We start from the raw sequence: 26312 nt of genomic DNA, 5'->3' as shown, positions 1-26312 counted from the left end.
GCACAAGTGAAGGTATATATGCCACGGAATTTATTGACAAATATGGAAAGTGCCGGAACAGGTCGGATTTGCTCATGGCGGCTCCTCGGTCCGCCACTTCCGCGACAAGGTTTCGAAGGGCCGGGACCGATTGGCGCATTCGCCCGGGCGGAATCCGCGACGTTTTGACCTTGCGCGACATTTTGTCTAGTTTGCGCCCCATGGCCCGCTTGTCCCTGATCGAGAGTCTTCTGCCCGAACTGCGGGCCTATTCGCGCTTCATCACCGCCGGCGGCGATGATGCCGAGGATCTGGTGCAGGACGCCATCGAACGTGCCCTGCGTACGCCCGAACGGCCGACCGTTCTGGCCTCGTTCCGGCCGTGGATGTTCCGGGTGATCCGAAACCTGCACTATGACGAACTCAGAAAGCGCAGGGTGCGCAGGGAATATTCCGACAGCCTCGCGCGTCTGTCTCGTGACGCGCCGCAAACGCAGGATCATGCCCGGGACGTTCTCATCCGGCGGGCTTTCGACAAGTTGACCCCGGAATATCGCGAGGTCTTGTTCCTGGTCGACATACTTGGCATGAGATATGCCGAAGCGGCCGAGGTCATGGATGTGCCGAACGGAACGGTGATGAGCCGGGTCAGCAGGGCACGAAGGGCCTTGCTGAACCTCGTGGAAGGGTCCGGTTCGGACCGAAGGAACAGACAGGCATGAAGTCACTGGCCGATCAGGAATGGGAGCAGCTCAATGCCTGGGCCGACGGCGAACTGACCGGCTCCGAGGCAGAGGATTTCTCCCGGCGGCTGGAGCGCGAGCCCGCCCTGAACGAGGCGTTGACATCGGTGAATCAGGTGAAATCGGCACTTGCGGCCCTTCGCCCCGAGACGGACCGGGCCGACGGCCGGAATGCCGCAAACGACAACCGGCGCCCGTGGCTGTGGCGGCTGGCGGGGGTGGCCGTGGCGGCGATGATTGCGGCGGCCGTCATTCTCGTGACGCCCGATGCGCCGCCCTCGGCACTGGACATTCATCGCCAGTATGTCGCGCAGGAATTCTCTCCCGGCGACCGGTCGGGGCTGCTTCCCGCCTCCGGCTCTGCCGTTGACGGTTTTCCGCAGCTGGATGAGGCCGGCCTGTTCCTGGTGGCATCAAGGGTCGAGGGCAACCTAGCCTCGGCGCATTACGCCGGGCTCAAGGGCTGCCGCCTGACGGTGCTGCGCGGTCCCTTCGCGCCGGCGCCCCTGTCGGAGGGGGTCCAGACACGGCGATGGGCCGCCGACAATACCCGCTATCAGGTGGTCGCGACCGGCATGGATCCGGCAAAATTCGCGGCGACGGCGACTTATCTGGAGCAGTTCACCCAGAACCGCCTGCAGAAGGCCGCCGTCATGGCCCTGCACAAGGCGGTTCAGTCCTCGACGAACTGCCGCTTCTCCAGCAGTTGATGGTCGGGGTAGTTGGGCCGGTCCTCACCGTAATTTGCAGCCAGGTAATCCAGCACCTCGTTCAGTTCGGGCGGGTCAAGCTCGACCATCCCCTGTTCATCGACCATCCACTCGATGAGTTCCGCCCAGCCGTCGCGGGTCAGGCCCTGCTGGGCGACGATCATTTCCGAATGGCAGGCGGTGCAGGTGTAATAGGTGGTTTCCACGCCCTTGGCGACCTTGAGCACCCCGAATTCCGGCTCTTCCTCCACCTCGGGGACGGCGGCTTCTTCCTGCGTGCCCAGTGGCAGCGGCGCGTCCGAGCGGCTGTTGAGATAGGCGATCAGGTCGGCGCGGTCCTGCGCCTTCTTCATCCCGGCATAGCCCATGCGGGTGCCTTTCACCTCGGCCCGCGGCTTGGTCAGGAAGGCGTCGAGGCGCTCGACGCTCCACTCTCCGCCATAGGCTTTCAGCGCCTTGGAGTAGCGGAACCCTTCGACCGAGGCCACCGGCCGTCCGACCACGCCATAGAGATTGGGCCCGGCCCGGTTCTTGCCGCCCTTGTCCACCGTGTGGCAGGCCTTGCACGACTTGAACAGCTTTTCGCCGCGCGCGGCATCGGCCCCGGAGAGAAGTTCGTCCAGTTCGGCCAGCGCCGGGGTCGCGGCCAGAGCGGACAGACAGAGCGACAGCGCCGCCCATGAAGTGGCAGTTTTCATCATTGCGTCCCGTTTTCAGAAGAAGGATGGGCCGGAGCGGCGCGTGACCGCTCCGGCAGTCGTTCAGCCCACGCGCAGCCCGACGCGGTGCATGGAGTTGTTGAGGTACCCCTTGGGATTCCAGTCGATGGCAAAGGGCTGCATCTCGCCGGCGCTGTCGGTGGCCCGCGCCCAGACTTCGTAATAGCCCTTCATCGGGAACTTCACCTTCGCGCGCCAGTTCTGCCAGGCGCCCTCGTTGGCCGGCGCGTCCAGCTCGGCCGGCATCCATGTCTTGCCGAAGTCGATGGTGATTTCCACCTTGTCGATCGAGCGGTCCCCCGACCACGCATGGCCGCGCACCTCGGTTTCCATGGCGGTCATGTCGGTGTTGTTGGCCGGGTAGGTGATGAGTGACTTGACCGGCATCCGCTCGATGATGACGAAATCCTCGGTCGGCACCTTGTCGCCCGGAGCCACCGGATAGGCGGGCACGCGGTAGGACTTGCCGGTCATCTTCGGTCCGTCATGCACCTGGTCGCGCAGCCAGATCCGGGTCAGCCATTTCTGCGAGCACGACCCCGGCCAGCCCGGCACCACCAGCCGCAGCGGCGCCCCGTTCATCGGGTGCAGCGCTTCGCCGTTCATCTCGAAGGCGATCAGCACGTTGTCGGTCATCGCCTTGGCGATCGGTACCCCGCGCGAGATCGGGATCTTGTTCGGATCGCCCGAAAGATGCGTGTCGGCCCCGTAATGGGCGGTATAGATCACGTTCGATTGCACGCCCGCCTTGTTGAGCACGTCCTTCAGCCGCACCCCGGTCCATTCCGAGCAGGCCACTGCGCCATAGGTCCACTGGTTGCCCCTGGCCGGCGGGTCGAAGAAGGCCCGGCCGTTGCCGCCGCATTCCAGCGCCAGCGCCATGGTCACCACCTCGAACTGGTTGCGCAGATCGGCGATGCTCAGCTTCAGCGGGTTGTCCACGAAACCGTCGATGGTCAGCGTCCAGCTGTCGGGATCCATGTTCTCGGGCGGGATCCCGTTGTTGCGGATGAAGTGCCGGTTGGTGGGGGTGATGGGATCGTCCAGCAGCTCGGGCGGGGTTTCGGCGTTGACCGGACGATCGTTCAGCAGGGACAGACCGTCCTTGCCCGACAGGATGTCCTGCGAAGCCAGCGCCGCCGGCACCATCCCGGCCGGCATGTTGGCACCGAAGGGGATGTTGGTTCCGACCATGGCCGCCACGGTGGCAAGCCCGGTCCGCTTGAGAAAGCCGCGACGGTCCGGGTCGGCCGGCTGTTCGGTCATTTCGCCTGGCGAAACGCCCGCGGCGGCCTCATGCCGGTGCGAGTCGCGCTTCTTTTCGTCATCTGTCCTCATGTGATCCTCCCTGATCCACGTCTTGCACGTTTCCCATCCCGCCGGCGCAGGCCGGCAGGATGTGAAAAAGTGACGTTTCAGGGTTCGGTTTTATTCCCGCCCGCGGACAGGCGGCGAAATTCCGCCGTCCTGCAGGGCGCGAGCGGGGGGCGCTATCGGCCGGACGCCTATTCCGCGGCCTTGCGCCGGGTGCCGGTGTCTTCCACGCTGTAGAGATAATCCCGCGTGATCGGCACCGCGTCGATCCGTTTGCCCAGCTGGAACTGGAACACGGCCTGCATGTCTTCTTCGAAGGTCATGTAGCAGGCGGTCAGGTAATAGCGCCACATGCGCACGAAGCGCTCGTCGTAAAGGCGGCGCACCTCGTCGATATGCATGTCGAACCGCGCCAGCCAGTGCCGCAGCGTTTTCGCGTAGTGCAGCCGCAGCACCTCGACGTCGTAGTTCCACAGCCCCGCGGCCTCGATCGGGCCGGCCAGTTCCGACATGGACGGGATGTAGCCGCCGGGGAAGATGTATTTCGTGATCCACCGGCTTTGCGCATAGGGCGGCGAACAGGCCCCGATGGTGTGGATCAGCGCGATCCCGTCCGGCTCCAGCAGATCGGCCACCTTGCCGAAATATTCCCGGTAGTGCGGCACGCCCACATGCTCCAGCATCCCCACCGACACGATCCGGTCGAAGGGTTCGGAAATGGTGCGGTAGTCCTGAAGGCGGAATTCGACCCGGTTCTCCAGCCCGGCCGCGGCCACGCGTGCACGCGCGGTTGCCAGCTGGTTTTCCGACAGCGTGACCCCGACCACCCGCGCGCCGTAGTCGCGGGCCAGCGTCATCGCCATGCCCCCCCAGCCGCAGCCGATATCGAGCACCCTCATCCCCGGCTCGATCCGCAGCTTGGCGGCGATATGGGCCTTCTTGGCCGCCTGCGCTTCCTCCAGCGTCATGTCGGGGTGGGCGAAATAGGCGCAGGAATACTGCATGTCCTCGTCCAGGAACATCCGGTAGAGATCGTCCGAGATGTCGTAGTGATGGGCCACGTTCTTCTGTGCGGTGGATTCGGTGTTGCGCAGGATCCAGGTCTGCGCCAGGTAGCGCGCCTTGCTCAGGGCCCGCACCCACAATGGCATCCGCCGCTCCTGCCGGTTGCGCATCACCACCCGAAGAAACCCTTCCAGATCGTCGTTCTCGGGTATCAGCGTTCCGTCCATGTAGCCTTCGCCCAGTGCCAGTTCCGGGTTCAGGCACAAGGCCCGGATCGTCGCGGGCGAAGTGATCCGCACGCTTGCGCGCGGCTCTTCATCCCGGCCGTAAACCGCCTTGCGGCCGTCCGGGAAGATCACGCTCAACTGACCATCGCTGATCAGGCGCGACACCATCCTGTGAAAAACCGTCTCCCACATCGGTCAACCCCCCGTGTCTGTTCCAGTATCAGACGCTTGTCAGTTCAAGACGTTACACCAGAGTCCCAATTTCACAAATACCGGGGTGTTTCAGGCGGCTTCGGGGCGGCGGCCCTTGACTTCACCGGCATGGCGCGCTGTATCGGCGCGACGTTTCTCACGCCCGAGGGGACAAGACAGATGCACGCCTTCCGCAGCCATACCTGCGCCGAACTCACCAGCGCCGATGTCGGCAGCACCGTCCGCCTGTCCGGCTGGGTTCACCGGGTCCGCGACCACGGCGGTATCCTGTTCATCGACCTGCGCGACCATTATGGCATCACCCAGGTCCTTTGCGACCCCGACAGCCCTGTTTTCGACGAGGTCGAGAAGCTGCGCGCCGAATGGTGCATCCGCATCGACGGCGAGGTGAAGGCGCGCGACCCGGAACTGATCAACCCGAAGATTCCCACCGGCGAGATCGAGGTCTTCATCCGCGACATGGAAGTGCTGGGCCGCGCCGCGGAGCTGCCGCTGCAGGTGTTCGGAGATCAGGAATACCCCGAGGAAACCCGCCTGCGCTATCGCTATCTCGACCTGCGGCGCGAGGCGATGCAGGCCAACATGAAGCTGCGCTCGGACGTGGTGGCCTCGATGCGCCGGCGGATGTGGGATGCGGGCTTCCGCGAGTTCCAGACGCCGATCATCACCGCCTCGTCCCCCGAGGGGGCACGCGACTTTCTGGTGCCTTCGCGCCTGCATCCGGGCAAGTTCTATGCGCTGCCTCAGGCGCCGCAGCAGTTCAAGCAGCTGATCATGGTCTCGGGCTTCGACAAGTACTTTCAGATCGCGCCGTGCTTCCGCGACGAAGACCCGCGGGCCGACCGCAGTCCGACGGATTTCTACCAGCTCGACATGGAGATGTCCTTCGTCACCCAGCAGGACGTGTTCGACACCATCCAGCCGGTGATCGAAGGCATTTTCGAGGAATTCGGCAATGGCGCCAAGGTGGACAGGCACTGGCCGCAGATTTCCTACAAGGACGCCGCGCTGTGGTATGGCACCGACAAGCCCGACCTGCGCAACCCGATCAAGATGCAGGACGTCTCCGAACATTTCCGCGGCTCGGGATTCAAGATCTTCGCCTCGCTGCTCGAACAGGAGGGCACCCAGATCCGCGCCATTCCCGCCCAGGGCGGCGGCAGCCGGAAGTTCTGCGACCGCATGAACGCCTTTGCCCAGAAGGAGGGCCTGCCGGGGATGGGCTACATCTTCTGGCGCGAGGGCGAAAACGGGGTCGAGGCCGCCGGCCCGCTGGCCAAGAATATCGGCCCCGAACGGACCGAGGCAATCCGCCGGCAGCTGGGGTTGGGCAAGGGCGATGCGGCCTTCTTCCTGGGCGGCAAGCCGGCCGCCTTCGAGGCGGTGGCCGCCAAGGCCCGCAACGTGATCGGCGAAGAGCTGGGCCTGACCGAAAAGAACCGCTTTGCCTTTTCCTGGGTCGTCGATTTCCCGATGTACGAGAAGGACGAGGAAACCGGCGCCATCGACTTCTCGCACAACCCCTTCTCGATGCCGCAGGGCGGGCTGGAGGCGCTGAAGGGCGATCCGCTGGAGGTTCTGGGCTGGCAATACGATCTGGCCTGCAACGGCTACGAGATCCTCTCCGGCGCGATCCGGAATCACCGGCTCGACATCATGTTCAAGGCATTTTCCCTGGCCGGATATGACGAGGACGAGGTGCGGCGCCGCTTCGGAGGCATGGTCAATGCGTTTCAGTACGGCGCGCCCCCGCACGGAGGCTGCGCCGCCGGGATCGACCGGATCGTGATGCTTCTGGCCGACACCGCCAATATCCGCGAAGTCATCATGTTCCCGATGAACCAGCGTGCTGAGGATCTGATGATGTCGGCCCCCAGCGAACCCTCGCCCGAACAGCTGATGGAGTTGGGGCTGCGGGTCATCCCGCAGGAGTAGCGCCAGGCGCCGCCAGGGCCCCGCGCCCCCGGCGCAACGGGTGGGGGCAGCCGCGAAATGCCGGCGCGCACCGCGGTCCGCCTGGCCGGAGTTGGCCCGAACCGTGCCGCGCCCCGACGACCGCGGGGAACGGCCGGAACCGGGCAGGCTCAGATCGCTTCGCGTTGCTGCAGCCTTTGTTGTACAAGCCCGGCGACATGCGCGGCCAGTGGCGCGGCGGGCCTGCCTTCACTGCGGGCACGGGCCAGTCGCTCGGCCGCATCGGCGAGCGCGGTGTCGCTCGCGCAGCGGGCGATGCTGCCAACGAACTGGGCGACATAGTCCAGAACGCGTTCGTCCTCGGCGTCGGCCAGAACATCGGCGACATGGGCCATGTCGTCCCGGTAGGTCAGGGGGTCGGGCGAAATCTCATCATCTTGCACCCGCCATGGGCCTGCCGGGCGGCGCTCTTCCGGCAACAGAGTCAGAATCGTGCGCTGGAAGGTCAGCAGCGACGTGACCGGCTTGGCCAGAAACCCGTCGGCCCCGGCGGTGAGGGCGGCGTCCTCGGCAAAGTCGTCGCCGGACATGCCTAGAATGGCGGCCACCCGGGGCGTCGCCCGCGACAGTTCCGAAATCAGTTCAAGACCCGAGCCGTCGGGCAGGCCAAGATCAATGACGATCACCGATGGCCGGTATATCTGCAGGTGACGACGTGCCGAAGCCAGACAGTCGGCGCGGCGGATGCGGGCGCCGCTTCGCAGGCACAGCAGTCGCATGGCGTCGCAGGCATAAAGGCTGTCCTCGACCACGAGGATGGTCAGACCCAGAAGCGGCCGGGCCGGTGTGGGCAGGCGGTGCGGGGCGATTAAGGGATCCGAATCATCCATTGATGGGCCTCCTTTCCGGTTGTCCGGGAAAGCCTAGGCGTGGCTGGCTAATGATCGGTTAACGATGTCGTCCGTCACATCCGTTCAAATGCAGGACCGGCGCCGGACCGCCACGGGCGACCGGAGGGTATGTCCCGGCAATGGGGCTCAGCCCGGAAGGCGAGGTGCCATTTGCAGCGAATTTCGCCCGTCGCAGCCAGGGCGGATGCGCCTTGTGCGGGCAGCGCCCACTTGCTCTTGGATGGACTTGCCCCCATAAACCCTGCGAACCGCAAACCGGAGGAGAAAACTGCATGATCGGCCGCCTGAACCATGTTGCCATCGCCGTTCCCGACCTCGAGGCTGCGGCCGAACAGTACCGCGCCACGCTGGGCGCCAAAGTGGGCGCGCCGCAGGACGAACCGGATCATGGCGTCACGGTGGTGTTCATCGAACTGCCCAATACCAAGATCGAGCTTCTCCATCCCCTGGGCGAGAACAGCCCCATTGCGGGATTTCTGGAAAAGAATCCCTCGGGTGGCATCCATCACCTGTGCTATGAGGTGGACGACATCATTGCCGCCCGCGATCACCTGAAGGCGTCGGGCGCCCGCGTTCTGGGCGACGGGAATCCACGGATCGGCGCGCATGGCAAGCCGGTGCTGTTTCTTCACCCCAAGGACTTCAACGGCTGCCTGATCGAGCTGGAACAGGCCTGAGCGGGAAATGCGCCGGAAATGCAACGGGCGTGGTAACGCCGCCGCTTCGAGGAAAGTAAGCACATGAACATCGTCTCCGGGCTCGTCCTCTACTCGGTCCTGTGGTTCATGACCTACCTGGTGGTGATTCCGATCCGCCTGAAAACCCAAGGCGACGTGGGCGAGGTGGTCCCGGGCACCCATGCCGGCGCACCCCAGGTTCACAACCTGCGCAAGAAGGCCCTCATAACGACGCTGGTCGCCTTTGTCATCTGGCTGATCCTGGCGGCGATCATCACATCCGGCGTGATCAGCTTGGAGGCCATCGACAGGTGGACCGCAGCCACCGGCTGGCGCCCGGCCAACTGACATGTCTCGTCGCCGGCGGTCTCAACGACTGTCGCCGAGCGCGTGATAGATATGGGTAAAGGTGGCCGCGCCCAGGATCGGGATCACCAGGTTCACCAGCGGCACCGACAGCGGCACCGCCATCAGGATGCCGGCCAGCCAGATCGTCGGCGCATGCCGGCTTCGCATCTCCCGCGCGCGGGTGCGTCCCACCCGCCGCATGGCCGCGATGGTGAAATATTCCCGCCCCAGAAGGAACCCGTTCAGCGCCCAGAAGATGAACGGCGCGAAGGGGGCAAAGATCAGGTAGAGAACCAGTGCCAGCAGGTTTGCCACGATCAGCACGCCGAGAAAGCCCGCGGTATCGCGCAGCGCCTCGCTCAGGGGAACCCCGCGCGCCGGGGGCAGATGCGGGTAATGCCGATCCTCGACCGCCTGCGCGACCTCGTCGAGGAACAGCGAGGTAAAGGCCGAGGCCACCGGCACCATCAGGAACACCGACAGCACCAGCATCACCAGGGCCGAGGACCAGGCCAGCATGTCGCCTACCCAGGTCACCTCGCCGACCAGGGGCAGCGTCACCGAGTCGCCCGCCAGAAACCGCACAAGCCATGTGAAGGCGGCAGTGACGGCGACCAGCAGACCAAGCGTGAGCCCCACGCCCAGCATCAGTACCCGGCGAAAGCGCCGGTCGCCGAGCTGACCCAGCGCCAGCAGGAAGGCACGCAGGATCATCGGGAAAGCCAGACGGTCCTGGCGGCGATATCCGGGCGCGGACGCTCAGGCGGGGCGACGGTCTCGGTCCCGATATGGATGAACCCGGCGATGCGCTCATGCGCCGCCAGACCCAGCCCCTGTTCCCGAAAGACCGGATCATGGGCAACCCATCCGCTCAGCCAGTTCGCCCCCCAGCCCGAGGCCAGCGCCGCATTGAGAAGCGCAAGACAGACCGCGCCGGTGGAGTAGGTCTGTTCGACGGCAGGCACCTTCTGCGATTCCACCGGCGACTCGATCACCGCGACGACCGTGACGTCCCGCGCGAACTGGTCGCGCGCCTTCTCGATGTCGCGGGCCTCCTTTCCCAGCGTCCGGCCCCGCTCTTCGGCAAGGGCCGCCAGCCGGGGCATGGCGCCCCGTTCGATCACGATGAACCGCCAGGGCTCAAGCTTGCCGTGATCGGGGCTGCGGGCCGCCGCGGTCAGGAGTGGCATCAACCCCTCGCGCGTGGGCCCCGGCGCGGTCAGGGTCTTTGCCGGCCGCGATCTGCGCGTCAGCAGAAAATCAAGGACGGCCTGGTTGCGTTCGGGCATATGTGAAACCTTTTTACATCGCGTCGCCTCTATCTCGGCCATCCGGGCACGGGATTCAAGATGCGTCGGAACACCCCCCTGCCGGTTCGCCTGTTTCCCCCTTCCTCTTGCGAAAAATACTCCGGGGAGCGCGAGGGGCAGCGCCCCTCGCCACCGTCCCTTCGCCACGGGCACCTGGGGTGGTGGAAACCGACCGCCATCTGGTGCATGATGGGCGCATGGCAAAACCAGGGGCCGGAACCCTTCCCGATCTTGCGAATCTCGCCGTGCCGGGCACCGAGATCACCCTTCGCGTGACCCCGAAGGCCGCGCGCAACAGCCTCGTGCAGACAAGCGAGGGGCTGAAGGCGGCGGTGACCGCGGCGCCGGAAAACGGCAAGGCGAACGCGGCCGTACGGGCGCTGCTGGCGCGCGCAATGAAGGTCGCGCCGACCCGTCTGGAGCTGAAACGCGGCGCGACCTCGCGGCAAAAGACCTTCGTCTATACTGGCCCCTGAACGGATCAGTCCCCGCGCGCCAGCCGCTCGGCCTTCTTGCGCACCAGCACCGTGCGCAGATCATGCATCGCCAGAAGCAGCGCGTCGGTCACCTCTTCCAGCTGTGCATCGGTGGCGCGCGACTGCGCCCAGTGGGTGGTGAGGTTCAGATGATCCACAGCCCGGAATATGTCGTCGATGTCGCGCCGGGCAAGGATTTCCCGACGCTTTTCCATCCATGACCGGATTGCATGCAGGTCGTGTTCGCTCAGTTCCCGCTTGCCATGCGGACGGATCTCGCCATTGCGGATATTAACCACCGCGATCTGATCCATCTCGATTCGGCGGTGCCGGTTCTGCGTGTCCACCCGGAACACGAAAGCCCCGTTTTCGCGGACCCGGAAGTAGAATTCCGGAAGCTCTGCGACCATGCCTCTCCCCTTCTATTTCAACGATGCGCAGAAGGACTGAATGCGCGTGCAGGCCTCTCTCAGCGCCTCGTCGGCCACAGCGTAGCTGATGCGGAAATGTGGCGAAAGCCCGAAGGCCGCACCGGGCACGACGGCGACCTGCGCCTCGTCCAGCAGCGCGCCGGCAAAGGCCTCGTCGCTGTCGATCAGCCGCCCGCCCGGTGTTCTGCTTCCGATCAGCCCCGCGATCGAGGGATAGACGTAGAACGCCCCCTGAGGCACCGGGCAGGTCACGCCGGGGATGGTATTCATCATCGCCACCACCAGGTCGCGGCGCCGGCGGAAGGCGGCGTTGCGGGCGGCGATGAAGTCCTGTGGGCCGGTCAGGGCCTCGACCGCTGCCCACTGGCTGATGGAGCAGGGGTTGGTGGTCGATTGCGACTGGATCTTCCGCATCGCTTCAATCAGCTCGACCGGCCCGCCGGCATAGCCGATCCGCCAGCCGGTCATGGCATAGGCCTTGGACAGCCCGTTGCAGGTGAGCGTGCGCCCGAAAAGGCCGGGCTCCACCTGGGCGGGGGTGCAGAATTCGAACCCGTCGAAGACCAGGTGTTCATAGATGTCGTCGCTCATCACCCACAGGCGATCGTGACGCATCAGCACCTCGGTCAGCGGCTTGAGATCACCGCGCGCATACCCGGCGCCGGTGGGGTTGGCGGGTGAATTGAAGATGAACCACTTGCTGCGCGGGGTGATCGCGGCCTCCAGCGCCTCGGCGGTGAGTCTGAACCCGTTGTCGATCCGGGTTTCCACGATCACCGGCGTGCCGCCGGCCAGGCGCACCATGTCGGGATAGCTGACCCAGTAGGGCGCGGGGATCACGACCTCGTCGCCGGGATCGAGGGTTGCCACAAGCGCGTTGAACAGGATCTGCTTGCCGCCCGAGGCAACGCTGATCTGCGTGCGGTCGTAGTCCAGCCCGTTGTCGCGGGCGAACTTGGCGCGGATGGCGTCCTTCAGCTCGGGGATGCCATCGACGGCGGTGTATCCGGTTCTGCCCTCCTTGATCGCGCGGATGCCGGCGGCACGGATATTGTCCGGAGTGGCAAAATCCGGCTCGCCCGCGGCAAGGCCGATCACGTCCTCACCCGCCGCGCGCATCTGCTGCGCCCGGGTCGAGATGGCGACGGTGGGCGATGGCCTGATGCGGGATACTGTCGCGGAAAGGAAACTCATGGCCGGCCTCGGTTTGCAGCTTGGACCGGACTGTCTTAGGGTGCGCCCGGCAAGCGTTCAAGCGGGTTGGCGCAAGGCCGAGGGCAGGGTGATGGTGGACGAGGACTTCGACTGGTACGGACCGGATGCGGCAACCTTCGGCGACCGTGTGGCTGCCGCGCGCGAAGCCGCCGGCATGTCGCAGGGGCAGCTGGCGCGCCGGCTGGGGGTGAGGAAGTCCACGCTGGAGGCGTGGGAGGCCGACATGTCCGAACCCCGCGCCAACAAGTTGACGATGATGGCCGGGCTTCTCAACGTGTCGATCCCGTGGCTTCTTACCGGCGAGGGCGAGGGCATGACCGAGCCGGCCGAGGAAGGATCGGGCGACGAGGAATGTCGCGAGATCCTGACCGAACTGCGGGCGATCCGAACCGAGATGCGCGCCAGCGCCGAGCGCGTGGCGCGACTGGAAAAGCGCCTGAGGCGCGTTCTCAACGAACGGACGGAATGATGGGCGAGACACATCAACATCGCATCAAGCGGATGAAAATGCGGTCGATGCGGCGGGGCATCAAGGAGATGGACCTGATCCTGAGCGCCTATGCCGAAACCCGTCTGGACGGCTTGAGCGAGCCCGAGCTGGACCTTTACGATTCCCTGCTGGAGGTACCCGACCAGGAGCTGTTCCAATGGATTCTCGGGCGCGCGCAGGTGCCCGACCGTTTTGCCGATCTCGTGGCGGAACTGGCGCGGGTCCTTCAGAAATAGGTGAAAATCCGGCTTAACGGATTATTCGGCAATTGCCGTCATGCTGACTGCGATTGGATCGCGTCGGAGAAGTGGATGAGCATGCAACGGCAGATCGCGCCGGCGGCCCCGCGTGGCTTCATGGCCGGCTATCTTGAAACCCTCGCGCTGGTCGAGCGGCTGCACCGGCTCTTGCTGGACGTCATCAAGGACGAGTTCGAGCGGTTGGGGATCCTCGAACTCAATGCCGTTCAGGCACTTCTGCTGTTCAACATCGGCGATAACGAGGTCACGGCGGGGGAGTTGAAGACCCGCGGCTACTACCAGGGAAGCAATGTCAGCTACAATCTCAAGAAGCTGGTGGAGCTGGGTTACATGCACCACCAGAGATGCGAAATCGACCGGCGTTCGGTCCGGGTGCGGCTGACCGAACGCGGGCGCGAGATCCGCGACATTGTGGCCGCCCTGTTCGCGCGCCATGCCGAAGGGTTGCAAAGCCGGGGCGTGATCGGGCTGGAGGGGATCGACGAGATTGCCGCCACGCTGAAGCGGGTCGAACGATACTGGACCGACCAGATCCGGTACATCTACTGACGGGGCCCGGTATCGGCGGCTGCGTGGACCGGCCCGCGTCCCTCTGCCGTGCGGGCGGGCAAACCGAGGCCGATCGTCACCACCGCAAGTTCGCGCTCCAGCTTGCGCCGCATCGCGCGCTCGTAATCCCTGAACCCCCACGCGATTTCCAGGAACGCCCCGGGCCCGCGCAGGACCTCGTTGCGGTAGAAACCGATCAGTTCGTCATTTTCCTGCTGGTCGGGGCCAAGGATGGCCAACCCGTTCACCTTGGTGCCCTGGAAGGGAAAGGCGCGATAGGCCGAGGCCGGGGGAAACCCCTCGTTGTTCTTCCCGTCCCCGGCCATGTCGAGCGTGCGCGCAAGGCAGTCCGGCCCGCGGTTCAACAACCCTGCGCCATAGCCAAGCGCATAGCCCATTGCCGTCGGGTAATCGTCATTCCCGCGGCGCGATTTCCCCAGCACCCGGGCCGCCGCCACCAGGTCGGCCGGTGTTTCGATCAGGCGCCAGTCGAGCAGCAGGGCCTGCTTGTCTCGTCCGCTCCATTCATAGGCGGCCAGCGCAACCGGCAGGGGGGATGCAAAAAACGCGGCCTGTACGTTGGGCGCAATCAGGGCGGCGGCCAGCCCGCGTCTCTGCAACGCGTCTTCGGCGGCGTCGACCGAAGAGGATACGTCGATCGCCAGAACCAGCGCCAGCCGGCATGGCTGGGCGGACAGGGCTGGCGTCGACAGGGCGGCTGTGACCGCCCCTGCGATCACCAGTGACCGATATTTTCCATACTGACCCATGGCTCGGCCGGCTCCAGAGGGTCGCCATTCTGCAGAAGTTCGATCGAAATGTTGTCGGGCGAGCGAACGAAGGCCATGCGCCCGTCGCGCGGCGGGCGGTTGATGGTGACCCCGTTGTCGATCAGGTGCCGGCATGTCGCGTAGATGTCGTCCACGCCATAGGCGATATGCCCGAAATGGCGGCTGTCGCTGGGCAGGCCCTCGTCCCCGTCCCAGTTCCAGGTCAGTTCGATCGGGCATTCCTCCTGCCCCGGCGGGGCCATGAAGATCAGCGAGAAGCGCCCCTTTTCGCTGTCATGGCGCCGGGTCTGTTTCAGACCGAGAAGTTCGTAAAATGCCATGGATTTTTCCAGGTCTTTCACGCGAACCATCGTGTGCAGATATCTCAGTGCCATGTCGTCCTCCGGCTGTTCGCCCACAGGTTAGCGCATTTCGTTGCAAGAGCCAGCGGCATCGGCCCCGCATCAGAACTTTGATTCCACGCTGAGCGAGAAGGAAAATTCCTTCATGCTGTAGCGGCTGTCATTGGACTCCTTCCGCCCCGCGCGCAGCCGCAGCATGGGGGCAAAGCCGGCATAATCATACCTGGAAAACAGCATGTTGATATCGCCATAGGCCGACCTGTCCTGGCGCCCGCCCGGCACACGGATGAAACCGCCGGACCAGAACTCCGGGTAGTCGGACCAGCCCAGCACCAACCCGGCGCTGAGCCGCACCGGCCCCACCGGCCGCCCGAAGGAATAGCCCAGCCGCATCGAGGCCGCCCGGTAGGTGCCATTGGGGTGGCGCGCGTCGGTGTCGCGCCAGGCCAGTGCCCATGTCACGCGGTCGCCATTGGCAAGCGGGCGGTCGATTTCGGCGCCAAGCTCCACAACGCGGGCATCGTTGACCGAATAGCGCGCCATGAAGCGCCTCTCGGCCAATGCGCGAAGGTCCACGCGGGTTGCGCCCAGTTGCCAGCCGCGTTCGGCACTCACCCGTGCATAGCGGAAACTGCGGTATCCGCCCCACCAGGATTCGCCGCTGGCAACATCGAATGCCGCCGTGCCGCCCCTCTCGCGCGGGCCGGCGCGGAAGCCGTGGCGCAACGACATTTCGACGAAAGTCGAGGCAAAATCGCCATTGCGGGCGCGGGGGGCGATGGCTCGGGCCTCTGCCGACAGGGCCACGCGCTGCACATAAAGGCGGCCGGCAAGTGAGGTGGCACTGTCCCGCGTCTGGCGAAAGCGATAGCTGGACTGGATGTCCGCCGATCCGATCAGGCCCGAAAGCGCCTGTGCCGTGCCCGAAAGCCATCCGGTCACGGGCACCCCGTCTATGATCTGAAGCGCCGAATCCGCCCCCTTGTTGACATTGCTCGACGGGCGCATCTCGGCACGCAGGCGGAAGGCCCACGGGTTAAGGCGGCGCAGCACCCGATAGTCGCGCGCCACAACCGCCTCGGCGCGCGGATCCGGGGCGTGGATGGCCGCGCGGCGCAACCACAGCTGGGCCAGAGTCGGATGGCCTCCGACATAGGCCGCGCGCGCGGCAAGCTGGGCGGCGCCGAACCGGTCCGGTCCGGTGCGCGCATTGCGATAGGCGCGGGCTGCGGCCTGGCGCGCCGGATCGGGGCGGTCGAGTCGCAAGAGCGCCGCGGCCATGACATAGAGGGCAAGGGGATCGTCGGGGTCGGCCTGAAGCAGCCCTTCGGCCGCGCGAACGGCAAGGCCCGGATCGCCCGATTGCAGCGCCAGCACGGCCAGCGCGCGGGTCTGGGCCAGGCTGAGCGTGAAGCTCTCCTCTTCTGCCGCAACACCCGCCGCCGGGGCAATCAGCCCCGCAGCCAGCAGCGCGGCGCGCAGCAGGTCACGGGCGCGGCTGGGTGCAAACCGGATCGGCACCTGCCCCACCGCAGTTCTCCAGAACGAAGACGCCATATTCCTCGACCGTGCCGGGAAGGGCGCCGATATGGCCCTGGCTGAACAGGGTTCCCGCCACCGAGCTGGCGCCGGTGCCGCCGAATATGCCGCCATAGGTGCCAACCACCTGTGCGCCGGCGTCCTGCGTTACGTCGCCGGTGAATACGCCATCGGCATCGATCGGGGCGCCCGCAAGTTCGAGGTTCTCGACCGCCGTTGCCGTGTCCGCGATCACCCGGTTGTAGACGATGCCGTTCACCGTGTTGTCGGCGAAATCGGCGGTGATGAAAATGTCGCCCACCACTTCCGCGGCTTGCGTTGGCAGGATGTCGGTCGGCGTGCCCGGCGTCACCGGCAACAGGTCTTCGCCGCTGCCCGCCGCGTTCAGAAGGCCCACATAGCCCCCCGCATAGGAGACCAGCCCGCCGGCAACGGTGGTATCGGGAGGTGACCAGCTGCCGTCACGGCCGTAGCCGCTGCCGCCGAAATACTGGCCGAACTGTACGCCGGAGACTGTGATCGCGGCGCTCACCCCGTCCCTGGCCTTGACATAGGCCGTGGTGTGTCGCCCCAGGGAGCTTTCCTGCGAAGTATAGGCCTCGTAGCCTTGCCGGTCGAGCGCCGGCTTGCGGGTATAGACCGCCTCGAACGGCGTGTCGTCCAGGCTGACCCCGCGCACGATCAGGGTCTGGGCCACCGGGTCATAGGTGAAACTGGTCAGGTCGCCGGCCAGGTCTGCAGGGATCGACGGCGCTCCGGTTCCGGTCCCCGTTCCGCCGCCCGTCGTCGGGGCGAACGGGTTGCCGCCACTACATGCCGATAGCGCGACGAACGTCGCGACGCCTGCCGAAAACCGCTTCATCTGCCTCAACCTTCATTGTTTTCAGGTTTTGCCCGAGAATCCGCGCCTTTTCCCTGCAAGTCAATGCAAATGAAGCCCCCCGGGCCGGGGCGTGACCAATTGGTGACCCCGCGGGTCCGAGGTTCACCGCGGCGGCGCGTCAAGATAGAGTGGAAGGCGCAACAGATTCGGCGCGAAAAGGAACCGTCCCATGCCCCTGTCCCCCGAACAACAGGCCGAGATCGATGCCCTCCGGTCGCAGCCGCGCCAGACCTTGCGCGCCGTGGCCGAAGGGATGGAGAAGCACCTCTACCTTGCGCATCCGGTTCTGGATCACGGCTTCGTCCGGGTGATCGATTACATGGGCGATGATGCCGCGATCTGTCAGGCGGCGCGGGTGTCCTACGGGAAGGGGACGCGCTCGGTCCAGAACGACGAGGGGCTGATCCGCTATCTCATGCGGCACTGGCATTCGACCCCCTTCGAGATGTGCGAGATCAAGCTGCATGTGAAGCTGCCCGTTTTCGTGGCGCGGCAGTGGATCCGTCATCGCACCGCCAACGTGAACGAATACTCGGCGCGCTATTCGATCCTGGATCGGGAATTCTACATCCCCGCGCCCGAGCACGTGGCGGCGCAGTCGAAGGTGAACAACCAGGGCCGGGGCGAGGTGCTGGACGGGGAGGAGGCCGCGCGGGTGCTGGAGATCCTCAAGGCCGATTCGGCGCGCTGCTACGATCATTACGAACAGATGATCGGTCAGGAGGGCCAGCAGGGGCTTGCCCGCGAACTGGCCCGGATGAACCTGCCGATGAACATCTATACCCAGTGGTACTGGAAGGTGGACCTGCACAATCTGTTCCATTTCCTGCGGCTTCGGGCGGATGCCCATGCCCAGTATGAAATCCGCGTCTATGCAGAGGAAATCTGCCGCATCGTCGCCGACTGGGTCCCCTTCGCCTGGCGCGCGTTCGAAGATTACCGCCTTGGCGCGGTGAACCTTTCGGCACAGATGCTGGCCTGCCTGCGCCGGATGCTGAAGGGCGAGGCGGTGACGCAGGAAAATTCCGGTTTGAGCGCGCGTGAGTGGCGCGAGTTCCAGCAGATCCTGAACGCCCCTGACTGAACCGGGGCGCCACCGCAGGCATTCTGCCGCGCGCCCCTTGAACGCCGTGCCCGCGCCCATAGGTCGCGTATGACACCAACAAGATCGGGGAGCGAATGATGCAGATCATTCTCCACAACGACGATACGATTCACGGATACGACTCTGCCCTCAGGGTTGCGGAAGAGGCGCTTGAGCGGGCGCTCAAGGGGCGCGCGGACCGGCTCAGCAGGGTCGAGGTCTGGGTGGCCGACGAAAACGCCCACAAGGGCGGCCCCGATGACAAGCGCTGCGCGATGGAGGCTCATCCCCGCGGGCGCAAGCCGGTGGGCGTGCGGCACCACGCGGCCGATGTGGCCGCGGCCATTCGTGGCGCGGCGGACAAGCTGGCGCGGGTTCTGGAGCGTGATCTGGCCTGAGGGAACCGGCCCCGTCTGCGGGGCCGGGCCGTGCGCGGTGGCGGAGCTGACGGGGATTTGTCAGAGCGCCCTGAGGTCTCCGGCCATCTGCCGCCCGTCGCGGCCATCGACCAGTTCGAAAGAAACCTTCTGGTTGTCGGCAAGGCCGGTCAGGCCCGACTGTTCGACGGCGGAAATGTGAACGAACACATCCTTGCCGCCATCATCGGGGGCGATGAATCCGTATCCCTTGGTGGTATTGAACCATTTCACGGTGCCGGTCGGCATGTTCCCGTGTCTCCTTCTGACTTGCATTGTTCCGCCCGGGGGCAGGGTCTTGGTGGTGCCGGGGTCGCTCAGGCGACCGGCATTCGTGTCAGGAAGGCGGGAAGTCTGATCGGCTGCGGCGCCGGCGACAGGATTGCACGGATCGGGAAAAAATCAAGGAAAAGGGATGCGCGGGGGGATCGCTGCGGGTAACAGTTGCGGTTGAAACAAGGGGAGGAAAGATGATCCTGTATGGTCTGAAATCCTGTGACACCTGCCGCAAGGCGTTGAAATCGCTTCCCGGGGCGCGTCTTGTTGATGTCCGGGCCGAGGGCGTGCCGGGCGATCTTCTCGCGCGGGCATATGCGACTTTTGGCGCGGCGCTGATCAACACGCGCTCGGCCACCTGGCGCGGGTTGTCCGAATCCGAACGCAACCGGCCGCCGCTGGATCTGCTGGCGGAACATCCGGTGCTGATGAAGCGGCCGCTGATCGAGCGGGGCGGGACGCTGTATCTGGGCTGGAGCGCGGCCACGCGCGCGGCCCTCGGGGTGGGCTGACAGGGGTCATCATCCGGGCAATCTGAAAGGGAAGCTCATGCGCAACGCGGCACTGGTTCTGGGGATCATCGGCGGCATCATCGGGATGTTCGTCGGGTTTTTCAGCTACGGCTACACCGAGGCGGTCGAACGGTTCGGAGAGGTGGAGGGCCTGTTCGAACAGGCTGCCAATGTGGGGGTGATCCGGGCGGCCTCGATCCTGTCGCCGCTGCTGGCGATTGCCGGTGGCGCCATGGCGCGGGCAAGGGCGCTTTGGGGCGGCATCCTGCTGCTTCTGTCGGCGGGGGGGATGTATTACGCCTTCGGTTTCAACGTCTTCACCATGTTCCCCATCGCCTTTACCGGGGTTGCAGGGCTGCTTGCGCTGGGCGCGGGCAAGCCGGACGAGCCCAAGGCGCATTTCTGATCCGGGCGGGGTGCGGGTGCTGCGGGCGCCTGCCCGGGCGGTGGATGCGGCCCGGGCAGGGCGGGTACGATAAGGCGCGGCGGAGCTAGCGCAGATCCGGCGGCGTGGCCTCGCGCGCCAGCTCTTCCGTCACCTCTTCCAGCGGTCGGACGGTGGTTCCCTTCTCGCCCAGCCGGCGGACCGAGACGCTGCGGCTTTCCACTTCGCGCGCGCCCACGGCCAGGATCACCGGCACCTTGGCCAGCGAGTGTTCGCGCACCTTGTAGTTGATCTTCTCGTTGCGGATGTCGGCCTCGGCCCGGATGCCGGCGGCGGTCAGGGTGGAGACCACCTCGTGCACATAGGCGTCGGCCTCGGAGGTGATCGAGGCCACCACCACCTGGCGCGGCGCCAGCCAGAAGGGCAGCTTGCCGGCATGTTCCTCGATCAGGATGCCGATGAAGCGTTCGAAGCTGCCCAGCACCGCGCGGTGCAGCATGACGGGGCGGTGGCGGGCGCCGTCGGGGCCGACATAGCTGGCGTCCAGCCGCTCGGGCAGGACGAAATCCACCTGGAAGGTGCCGCATTGCCAGTCGCGGCCGATGGCGTCGGTGAGGACGAATTCCAGTTTCGGTCCGTAGAAGGCGCCCTCGCCGGGATTCAGCTCGGGCTCGATCCCGGCCTTGCGGGTTGCCGACAGCAGCGCCGATTCCGCCTTGTCCCAGATCGCGTCCGAGCCGGCGCGGGTCTCGGGCCGGTCGGAGAACTTGATCTTGAAATCCGGGAAGCCGAGATCGGCGTAGATCCGCGACAGGAAGCGGATGAACTCCGCGGTTTCGGCTTCGATCTGCTCTTCGGTGGCGAAGATATGCGCGTCATCCTGGGTGAACCCGCGCACCCGCATCAGCCCGTGCAGCGCGCCGGAGGGCTCGTAGCGGTTGCAGGATCCGAATTCGGCCATGCGCAGCGGCAGGTCGCGATAGCTCTTGATCCCCTGGTTGAAGATCTGGACGTGGCAGGGGCAGTTCATGGGCTTGAGCGCGTTGACGGTCTTTTCCCGCGCGTGTTCCTCGTCCACTTCGACGATGAACATGTTTTCCTGGTATTTTTCCCAGTGGCCCGAGGCCTCCCACAGCTTGCGGTCCACCACCTGCGGGGTGTTGACCTCGACATAGCCGCCTGCGCGCTGGCGGCGGCGCATGTAGTCCTGCAGCTGGGTATAGATGGTCCAGCCGTTGGGGTGCCAGAAGATCTGGCCCGGCGCTTCCTCCTGGAAGTGGAACAGGTCCATTTCGCGGCCCAGCTTGCGGTGGTCGCGCTTTGCGGCCTCTTCCAGCATGTGCAGATAGGCCTTGAGCTGATCACGGTTGCGAAAGCCCACCCCGTAGATGCGTTGCAGCATCGGCCGCGAGGAGTCGCCGCGCCAGTAGGCGCCGGCCACATGGGTCAGCTTGAAGGCGTCGCCGGGCACCTGCCCCGTGTGTTGCAGATGCGGGCCGCGGCACAGATCCTGCCAGTGGCCGTGCCAGTACATGCGGATCGGCTCGCCCTCGGGGATCGCCTCGACCAGCTCGACCTTGTAGGGTTCGCCCGAGGCCTCGTAGAAGCGGATCGCGCGGTCGCGGTCCCAGACTTCGGTGGTGACCGGGTCGCGGCGGTTGATGATCTCCTTCATCTTCTTCTCGATGGCGCCGAGGTCTTCGGGGGTGAAGGGTTCCTCCCGGTCGAAATCGTAATACCAGCCGTTGTCGATGACGGGTCCGATGGTGACGCGCGTGTCGGGCCAGATTTCCTGCACGGCGCGGGCCATGATGTGAGCGAGATCGTGGCGGATCAGCTCCAGCGCCTGGGGTTCGTCCTTCATGGTGTGGATGGCGATGGAGGCGTCTTCCTCGATCGGCCATTGCAGGTCCCAGTGGCGCCCGTTGACCGTGGCCGAGATCGCCTTCTTCGCCAGCGAGCTGGAAATGCCTGCGGCCACTTCCGCCGGGGTGATGCCGGCATCGAAGGATTTGACGGAGCCATCGGGGAAGGTCAGGGAGATCTGGGCCATGTCGGCCTCCTCGTCGGTTCGGCGCCCACGGAACGCCCGGTTGCGGGTCTGGTCGCGCCCATGTGGCAGTTGGCCGGAGGCAAGTCAAGCGCCGTGCCGGCGGGGGGCGCTGCCCGTTGTGCCGGAGGCGCACCGCGGGTGCGACGCGCCCCCCGGAGTATTTGGGGCGAGATGAAGTGGATCAGGGGGCGATCCGTTGCAGGGCGGTTTCGGCGTTGGCCCGGGCATGGCGGGCGGATTCGGCGCGCACCGGGCCGAAGCCGCGGATGTGATCGGGCGCCGCGAGGAAGATCATCGCTGCGTCGAGATGACCTTCGGCGATGAGCCGGGCGGCGCGGGGCAGGCCGGTTTCATACCAGTGCAGCAGTTCCCTGTGCAGGCGGGCTTCGGCGTGGTAGCCGAACGGGTTGAACGGGGTGTGGCGCAGCCATTTCAGGCCGGAAAGTGCCCGCATGGCACGCTCCATCCATGGCCCGAAGGCGCGTTTGCGCGGACGTCCGCGGGCGTCGCGCCGCGCGGGCAGGAGCGGCGGGGCGAGGTGGTAGCGGATGCGGAAATCGCCCTCGAACCGCTCGGCCAGGTGTTCGGTGAATTCGCGGCGGGTCATCAGCCGGGCGACCTCGAATTCGTCCTTTGGCGACATGAGCTTGAACAATGCGCGGGCCGCTGTGCGCATCGGTTTTTCCGGGGCCGGGTCGGGCAGCGCGGCGCGGAACCGGGTCAGTGTCGCCCGGTAGCGTTCGGCCCAGGCGGTGTTCTGGTATTCGGTCAGGAAGTCGGCGCGGCGGTCGATCATCTCATCCAGCGACTCGTCGGGCATGGCGGGTGGGTGCAGGTGGTTGGACAGCCGGTCGGGTGCGGCCGCCAGCACCCGGCCAAGGGTGAAGGCGGCGCGGTTGCGTTCGACCTGCACGCCGTTGAGCATGATCGCCTGCATCAGCGCCGCGTCGCTGACCGGCACCAGCCCCTGTTGCCAGGCAAAGCCCAGCATCATCACGTTGGCGTAGACTGCGTCGCCCAGGAGCTGCTCGGCCGCGGCGTTGGCGTCGAAGGCCGAGAGGTTGTCGGCGCCCACGGCGGCGGCGATGGCGGCTTCGCGTTCGGGCACGCGCAGCGAGGCGTCGCGGTGAAGCACCAGATCTCCGGTTGGCATTTCGGCCCGGTTCAGCACCACCCGCGTGCCGCGCCGGTAATGGGTCGAGGCCCTGGGCGAGGAACTGACCACGATGTCGCAGCCGATCACCGCCCGTGCTGCGCCCCGGTCGATGCGCACCTGGTTGAGCGCCTCGGGCCGGGGGGCCAGCCGGATGAAGCTGAGCACCGTGCCGAATTTCTGGGCAAAGCCGGTGAAGTCCAGCACGCTGGCGCCTTTCCCTTCGAGATGCGCCGCCATGGTGACGAGTTGACCCAGGGTGACGACGCCGGTTCCGCCCACCCCCGTGACCAGAAGGTCGTAAGGCTCCGTGAGTGGTGGCAGTTCGGGGGCGGGCAGATCGGCGGCCAGCGTGGCCGGGTCGAGATCGGCGCTCTGCGGTGGGCGCCGTTCGGCCCCTTCGACGGTGACGAAGCTGGGGCAGAAGCCATCGAGGCAGGTGAAGTCCTTGTTGCAGTTCGACAGGTTCACCCGGCGCTTGCGTCCGAAAGGCGTATCGACCGGTTCGACGCTGAGGCAGTTGGAAGCGGCCGAACAGTCGCCGCAACCCTCGCAGACCAGGTCGTTGATGACGACGAAGCGGGCGGGGTCTTCCATCTTGCCCCGCTTGCGGCGGCGGCGCTTTTCGGTGGCGCAGGTCTGTTCGTAGATCAGCACGCTGACGCCCGGCACCTCGCGCAGTTCGCGTTGCAGGGCGTCCAGCTCGTGCCGGTCATGGAAGGTGGTGCCGGGGGGAAAGTCGGCGCGGTCGAACTTGCCGATGTCGTCCGAGACCAGCGCGATGCGCTCGACCCCTTCGGCGCGGCAGGTCTGGGCGATGCCGGAGACGCTGACGGGGCCGTCCACCGGCTGGCCTCCGGTCATGGCGACGGCGTCGTTGTAGAGAATCTTGTAAGTGATGTTGGTGCCCGCGGCGACCGCCTGCCGGATGGCAAGGCTGCCCGAGTGATACCAGGTGCCTTCGCCGAGGTTCTGGAAGACATGGCCGCCGCCGGTGAATTGCGAGGCCGCCACCCAGGGAACGCCTTCGCCGCCCATCTGGGCGTATCCGGCGGTGTTGCGGTTCATCCAGCTTGCCATGACGTGGCAGCCGATGCCGGAATAGGCGCGCGAACTTTCGGGCACATGGGTCGAGCTGTTGTGCGGGCAGCCCGAGCAGAACCACGGCGTGCGCGTGGCCCCCGGCACCTGCAGCAGGATCGGGGGTTCGCGGGTGAGCCCCTCGGCCTTTTCCATCAGCCCCTCGTCGGGAAAGAAGGCATGCAGCCGGCGGGCGATCAGCGGCACCAGCTGCAACGGGCCGAGCTCTCCGGTCCAGGGGACAAGCGGGGCGCCGGTCTCGTCATATTTGCCGACCATGCGCTCGGGCTTGTCTCCGGGCCAGTCGTAGAAATATTCCTTGAACTGGCTTTCGATGATGCCGCGTTTTTCCTCGATCACCATGACTTCGCGCTTGCCTCGCACGAAGCGCATGGCATCGCGCAGCGCCAGCGGCCAGACCATGCCGACCTTGTAGATGTCGATGCCCAGGCGCCGGCAGGCGTCCTCATTCAGCCCCAGCAGGCGCAGCGCCTCCATCAGGTCGAGATGCCCCTTGCCGGTGGTGACGAAGCCGAAATGGGCATCCTCGATGTCGTAGATCCGCCGGTCGATCGGGTTGGCCTCGACAAAGGCGCGCACAGCGCGCAGTTTGTGGCGGATGCGGGTTTCGATCTCGGGGCTGGGCAGGTCGTTCAGCCGCACATGCAGCCCGCCGGGGGGCAGCTCGTCCAGCTCGGGCAGAAGGAACGCGCGGTCGGGTTTCAGCTCCACCGAGCGCGCCGATTCTACGGTTTCCGAGATCGCCTTGAACCCGACCCAGGTGCCGGAGTAGCGCGACAGCGCGATGCCGTATTCGCCGAATTCAAGATATTCGCCTACCGTGGCCGGGTTCAGTGTCGGCATGAACCACGCCATGAAGGCCACGTCCGACTGATGCGGCATCGAGGACGACACGCAGCCGTGATCGTCGCCGGCCACCACCAGCACGCCCCCCTTCGGGGCCGAGCCATAGGCGTTGCCGTGACGCAGCGCATCGCCCGAGCGGTCCACGCCGGGGCCCTTGCCATACCACATGGAAAAGACGCCCTCGACCTGCGCGGAAGGGTCAAGCGCGGCCTGTTGCGCGCCCAGAACCAGCGTGGCGCCGAGATCCTCGTTCACCGCCGGCTGAAAGGTGATGCGGTTTCCCTCCAGCCACTGGCGGGCGCGCCACATCTCCAGATCCAGCCCACCAAGCGGCGAGCCGCGATAGCCCGACACGAAGCCGGCCGTATTCAGCCCCGCCGCGCGGTCGCGTCGGGCCTGGTCCAGCATGATCCGTACCAATGCCTGGGTGCCGGTCAGGAAAACCCGGCCCGTGGTCAGGCGATAACGGTCTTCCAGATCGTAGGTGCGCATGTCGGAACTGTGGCGGGTCATCCCGAAGGTTTCCGTTGAAATGTCTTGTGGGGAAATATTATCCGCGATTCGGTGAAAAATTGTTCCAGAATCGCCCAAAATTTCTTTCAATATGGTTGAATTGTTCGATAACCTGGCTGCTGGAGAAATGAGGAACCGAAGGCATGCAACTTGACGCCCGCGATCGCAGGATTCTGGCCCTTCTTCAGCGGGACTGCCGGATCTCGAATGCCGATCTGGCTGCGGCCGTGGGCATGTCGCCTTCGGCCTGCTGGCGGCGGGTGCGGGCGCTGGAAGAGGCGGGCGTGATCGAGGGCTATGGCGCCTTCGTCAATCCCGAGTCGATGGACCTTGAATTCCAGGCGATCGTGCATGTCCATCTGACCCGGCACGACCCCGACCGCATCGTGGAGTTCAACCGCGCGGTCGAACAGCGGCCCGAGGTGCAGGAATGCTATGCCACCACCGGCCAGGCGGATTATCACATGCGGGTGCTGTGCCGCGACCTGGAGGCGTACAACAGGTTCCTGGAAGATTTCCTGTTCCGGCAACCGGCCGTGGCCAATGCACAGACCAACGTCGTACTGCGAACGCTCAAGCAGGGCGGCATCCTGGCAGATTGATGGTGCGGGGGGCGGGGCAGGCAGCCAGATTCTCGCGCACACGAAATTCAGAGTTTCCTGATCGGAAACAGTGATACTTCGGGGTGAGGCTTTGGTTCCAGTTTCATTCGAGATTCGGCTGTCTTCGGGCCGTCTGGGCGAAAAAACTTGCGCGATGGCAGCTGCGTGCAAAAGATGAATGCACGGGCGAGGTTACCGGTGCAGTCCTGAATTCCTGAATTGCCGGGGGACGGGGTTGTAATGGGAAGAGGTCCAAAGTCGGGCCTTGTGTCGTGTCGATGGCGGTCGGTCTGCGTTGCCACGCACCGGTCCCGGCAGATGGTCCT

The 26312-nt window shown here is 65.6% G+C and carries 29 protein-coding genes; 14 read left to right on the top strand and 15 right to left on the bottom strand.

The genetic code is table 11. From position 1 onward, the window contains the following. The first annotated feature begins 200 nt into the window (after positions 1-200). On the top strand, positions 201-701 hold the full coding sequence (locus ACZ5CM_RS13585; protein ID WP_464639355.1) for an RNA polymerase sigma factor: 501 nt from the start codon (positions 201-203) through the stop codon (positions 699-701). Then, a complete protein-coding gene (locus tag ACZ5CM_RS13580; protein ID WP_464639354.1) occupies positions 698-1432 on the top strand; it encodes a hypothetical protein in 735 nt (244 codons plus the stop codon). Before ACZ5CM_RS13585 ends, ACZ5CM_RS13580 begins: the two co-directional genes overlap by 4 nt. Here the strand turns inward: ACZ5CM_RS13580 and ACZ5CM_RS13575 are convergent. The 3 genes from ACZ5CM_RS13575 to ACZ5CM_RS13565 form a co-directional block, all read right to left on the bottom strand. Continuing rightward, positions 1396-2133, bottom strand: coding sequence for a c-type cytochrome (locus ACZ5CM_RS13575; protein ID WP_464639352.1), 738 nt, complete (start codon positions 2131-2133; stop codon positions 1396-1398). The two genes, ACZ5CM_RS13580 and ACZ5CM_RS13575, sit on opposite strands and share 37 nt — an antisense overlap. Before the next feature lie 60 nt (positions 2134-2193). Then, positions 2194-3489, bottom strand: coding sequence for a sulfite oxidase (locus ACZ5CM_RS13570; RefSeq protein WP_464639350.1), 1296 nt, complete (start codon positions 3487-3489; stop codon positions 2194-2196). 167 nt (positions 3490-3656) lie between these two features. Next, complete coding sequence (locus ACZ5CM_RS13565) at positions 3657-4889, bottom strand: class I SAM-dependent methyltransferase (protein WP_464639348.1); 1233 nt, start codon at positions 4887-4889, stop codon at positions 3657-3659. Between the two features lie 180 nt (positions 4890-5069). Here ACZ5CM_RS13565 and aspS point away from each other — a divergent pair, with 180 nt between their 5' ends. Continuing rightward, the gene (gene aspS / locus ACZ5CM_RS13560; protein ID WP_464642620.1) at positions 5070-6845 is read left to right on the top strand and encodes an aspartate--tRNA ligase; all 1776 of its coding nucleotides are present in this window, start codon (positions 5070-5072) and stop codon (positions 6843-6845) included. Between the two features lie 149 nt (positions 6846-6994). On the opposite strand, the gene ACZ5CM_RS13555 is transcribed toward aspS, so the two are convergent. After that, complete coding sequence (locus tag ACZ5CM_RS13555; RefSeq protein ID WP_464639346.1) at positions 6995-7714, bottom strand: response regulator; 720 nt, start codon at positions 7712-7714, stop codon at positions 6995-6997. Positions 7715-8007: 293 nt separating this feature from the next. On the opposite strand from ACZ5CM_RS13555, the gene mce reads away from it, so the two are divergent. Further along, positions 8008-8412: a methylmalonyl-CoA epimerase gene (gene mce, locus ACZ5CM_RS13550; RefSeq protein WP_464639344.1), complete on the top strand. Its 405-nt coding sequence runs from the start codon at positions 8008-8010 to the stop codon at positions 8410-8412. Positions 8413-8475: 63 nt separating this feature from the next. Continuing rightward, on the top strand, positions 8476-8760 hold the full coding sequence (locus ACZ5CM_RS13545) for a DUF1467 family protein (RefSeq protein ID WP_464639342.1): 285 nt from the start codon (positions 8476-8478) through the stop codon (positions 8758-8760). Between the two features lie 21 nt (positions 8761-8781). Here the strand turns inward: ACZ5CM_RS13545 and ACZ5CM_RS13540 are convergent, their stop codons facing one another. Then, entirely contained in the window at positions 8782-9474 is a 693-nt protein-coding gene (locus ACZ5CM_RS13540; protein WP_464639340.1) for an EI24 domain-containing protein, read from the bottom strand. After that, on the bottom strand, positions 9471-10049 hold the full coding sequence (locus ACZ5CM_RS13535; RefSeq protein ID WP_464639338.1) for a nitroreductase family protein: 579 nt from the start codon (positions 10047-10049) through the stop codon (positions 9471-9473). The genes ACZ5CM_RS13540 and ACZ5CM_RS13535 overlap by 4 nt, the downstream gene beginning before the upstream one ends. Positions 10050-10267: 218 nt before the next feature. On the opposite strand from ACZ5CM_RS13535, the gene ACZ5CM_RS13530 reads away from it, so the two are divergent. Next, positions 10268-10546 carry a DUF167 domain-containing protein gene (locus ACZ5CM_RS13530; RefSeq protein WP_464639336.1) on the top strand — a complete coding sequence of 93 codons (279 nt, stop codon included), beginning with the start codon at positions 10268-10270 and terminating at the stop codon, positions 10544-10546. Positions 10547-10551: 5 nt separating this feature from the next. Here the strand turns inward: ACZ5CM_RS13530 and ACZ5CM_RS13525 are convergent, their stop codons facing one another. Both ACZ5CM_RS13525 and ACZ5CM_RS13520 read right to left on the bottom strand, forming a co-directional pair. Beyond that, positions 10552-10956, bottom strand: coding sequence for a hypothetical protein (locus ACZ5CM_RS13525; RefSeq protein WP_464639334.1), 405 nt, complete (start codon positions 10954-10956; stop codon positions 10552-10554). A 12-nt stretch (positions 10957-10968) separates the two neighbouring features. After that, a complete protein-coding gene (locus ACZ5CM_RS13520; protein WP_464639332.1) occupies positions 10969-12171 on the bottom strand; it encodes a pyridoxal phosphate-dependent aminotransferase in 1203 nt (400 codons plus the stop codon). Positions 12172-12262: 91 nt separating this feature from the next. On the opposite strand from ACZ5CM_RS13520, the gene ACZ5CM_RS13515 reads away from it, so the two are divergent. The 3 genes from ACZ5CM_RS13515 to ACZ5CM_RS13505 all read left to right on the top strand — a co-directional run bounded on the left by ACZ5CM_RS13515 (position 12263) and on the right by ACZ5CM_RS13505 (position 13491). Further along, positions 12263-12661 carry a helix-turn-helix domain-containing protein gene (locus tag ACZ5CM_RS13515; protein WP_464642618.1) on the top strand — a complete coding sequence of 133 codons (399 nt, stop codon included), beginning with the start codon at positions 12263-12265 and terminating at the stop codon, positions 12659-12661. Next, the gene (locus ACZ5CM_RS13510; RefSeq protein ID WP_464639330.1) at positions 12658-12918 is read left to right on the top strand and encodes a succinate dehydrogenase assembly factor 2; all 261 of its coding nucleotides are present in this window, start codon (positions 12658-12660) and stop codon (positions 12916-12918) included. Before ACZ5CM_RS13515 ends, ACZ5CM_RS13510 begins: the two co-directional genes overlap by 4 nt. Positions 12919-12993: 75 nt before the next feature. Continuing rightward, a complete protein-coding gene (locus tag ACZ5CM_RS13505) occupies positions 12994-13491 on the top strand; it encodes a MarR family winged helix-turn-helix transcriptional regulator (RefSeq protein WP_464639328.1) in 498 nt (165 codons plus the stop codon). Here ACZ5CM_RS13505 and ACZ5CM_RS13500 read toward each other — a convergent pair. From ACZ5CM_RS13500 to ACZ5CM_RS13485, 4 genes are all read right to left on the bottom strand, one after another. Next, entirely contained in the window at positions 13485-14261 is a 777-nt protein-coding gene (locus ACZ5CM_RS13500) for a DUF1194 domain-containing protein (RefSeq protein WP_464639326.1), read from the bottom strand. The genes ACZ5CM_RS13505 and ACZ5CM_RS13500 overlap by 7 nt on opposite strands. After that, positions 14228-14656, bottom strand: coding sequence for a VOC family protein (locus tag ACZ5CM_RS13495; protein WP_464639325.1), 429 nt, complete (start codon positions 14654-14656; stop codon positions 14228-14230). The genes ACZ5CM_RS13500 and ACZ5CM_RS13495 overlap by 34 nt, the downstream gene beginning before the upstream one ends. Positions 14657-14725: 69 nt before the next feature. After that, positions 14726-16144: a tetratricopeptide repeat protein gene (locus ACZ5CM_RS13490; protein WP_464639324.1), complete on the bottom strand. Its 1419-nt coding sequence runs from the start codon at positions 16142-16144 to the stop codon at positions 14726-14728. Further along, positions 16110-17024 (bottom strand): thymidylate synthase, encoded by a 915-nt coding sequence (locus tag ACZ5CM_RS13485; protein ID WP_464639323.1) that lies wholly within the window; start codon positions 17022-17024, stop codon positions 16110-16112. The genes ACZ5CM_RS13490 and ACZ5CM_RS13485 overlap by 35 nt, the downstream gene beginning before the upstream one ends. Positions 17025-17214: 190 nt before the next feature. Between ACZ5CM_RS13485 and thyX the strand changes: the two genes are divergently transcribed. Beyond that, complete coding sequence (gene thyX, locus ACZ5CM_RS13480) at positions 17215-18129, top strand: FAD-dependent thymidylate synthase (RefSeq protein WP_464639322.1); 915 nt, start codon at positions 17215-17217, stop codon at positions 18127-18129. Between the two features lie 95 nt (positions 18130-18224). Then, positions 18225-18527 (top strand): HPF/RaiA family ribosome-associated protein, encoded by a 303-nt coding sequence (locus ACZ5CM_RS13475; protein WP_464639320.1) that lies wholly within the window; start codon positions 18225-18227, stop codon positions 18525-18527. A 60-nt stretch (positions 18528-18587) separates the two neighbouring features. Here the strand turns inward: ACZ5CM_RS13475 and ACZ5CM_RS13470 are convergent, their stop codons facing one another. Further along, complete coding sequence (locus ACZ5CM_RS13470) at positions 18588-18794, bottom strand: cold-shock protein (protein WP_464639318.1); 207 nt, start codon at positions 18792-18794, stop codon at positions 18588-18590. Positions 18795-19015: 221 nt separating this feature from the next. Here ACZ5CM_RS13470 and ACZ5CM_RS13465 point away from each other — a divergent pair, with 221 nt between their 5' ends. Both ACZ5CM_RS13465 and ACZ5CM_RS13460 read left to right on the top strand, forming a co-directional pair. Beyond that, a complete protein-coding gene (locus ACZ5CM_RS13465) occupies positions 19016-19333 on the top strand; it encodes an arsenate reductase family protein (protein ID WP_464639316.1) in 318 nt (105 codons plus the stop codon). Positions 19334-19370: 37 nt separating this feature from the next. Then, complete coding sequence (locus ACZ5CM_RS13460; RefSeq protein ID WP_464639314.1) at positions 19371-19739, top strand: hypothetical protein; 369 nt, start codon at positions 19371-19373, stop codon at positions 19737-19739. A gap of 85 nt (positions 19740-19824) precedes the next feature. On the opposite strand, the gene thrS is transcribed toward ACZ5CM_RS13460, so the two are convergent. Further along, complete coding sequence (gene thrS / locus ACZ5CM_RS13455; protein WP_464639312.1) at positions 19825-21771, bottom strand: threonine--tRNA ligase; 1947 nt, start codon at positions 21769-21771, stop codon at positions 19825-19827. Positions 21772-21952: 181 nt separating this feature from the next. After that, positions 21953-25384, bottom strand: coding sequence for an indolepyruvate ferredoxin oxidoreductase family protein (locus tag ACZ5CM_RS13450; RefSeq protein WP_464639310.1), 3432 nt, complete (start codon positions 25382-25384; stop codon positions 21953-21955). 143 nt (positions 25385-25527) lie between these two features. Here ACZ5CM_RS13450 and ACZ5CM_RS13445 point away from each other — a divergent pair, with 143 nt between their 5' ends. After that, positions 25528-25986: an Lrp/AsnC family transcriptional regulator gene (locus tag ACZ5CM_RS13445; RefSeq protein ID WP_464639309.1), complete on the top strand. Its 459-nt coding sequence runs from the start codon at positions 25528-25530 to the stop codon at positions 25984-25986. Positions 25987-26312: the final 326 nt, after the last annotated feature.

It is taken from the genome of Piezobacter thermophilus, from assembly GCF_055386745.1.
The sequence above is the reverse complement of the archived record's forward strand: the minus strand, read 5'-3'. Positions and strand labels throughout refer to the sequence as shown.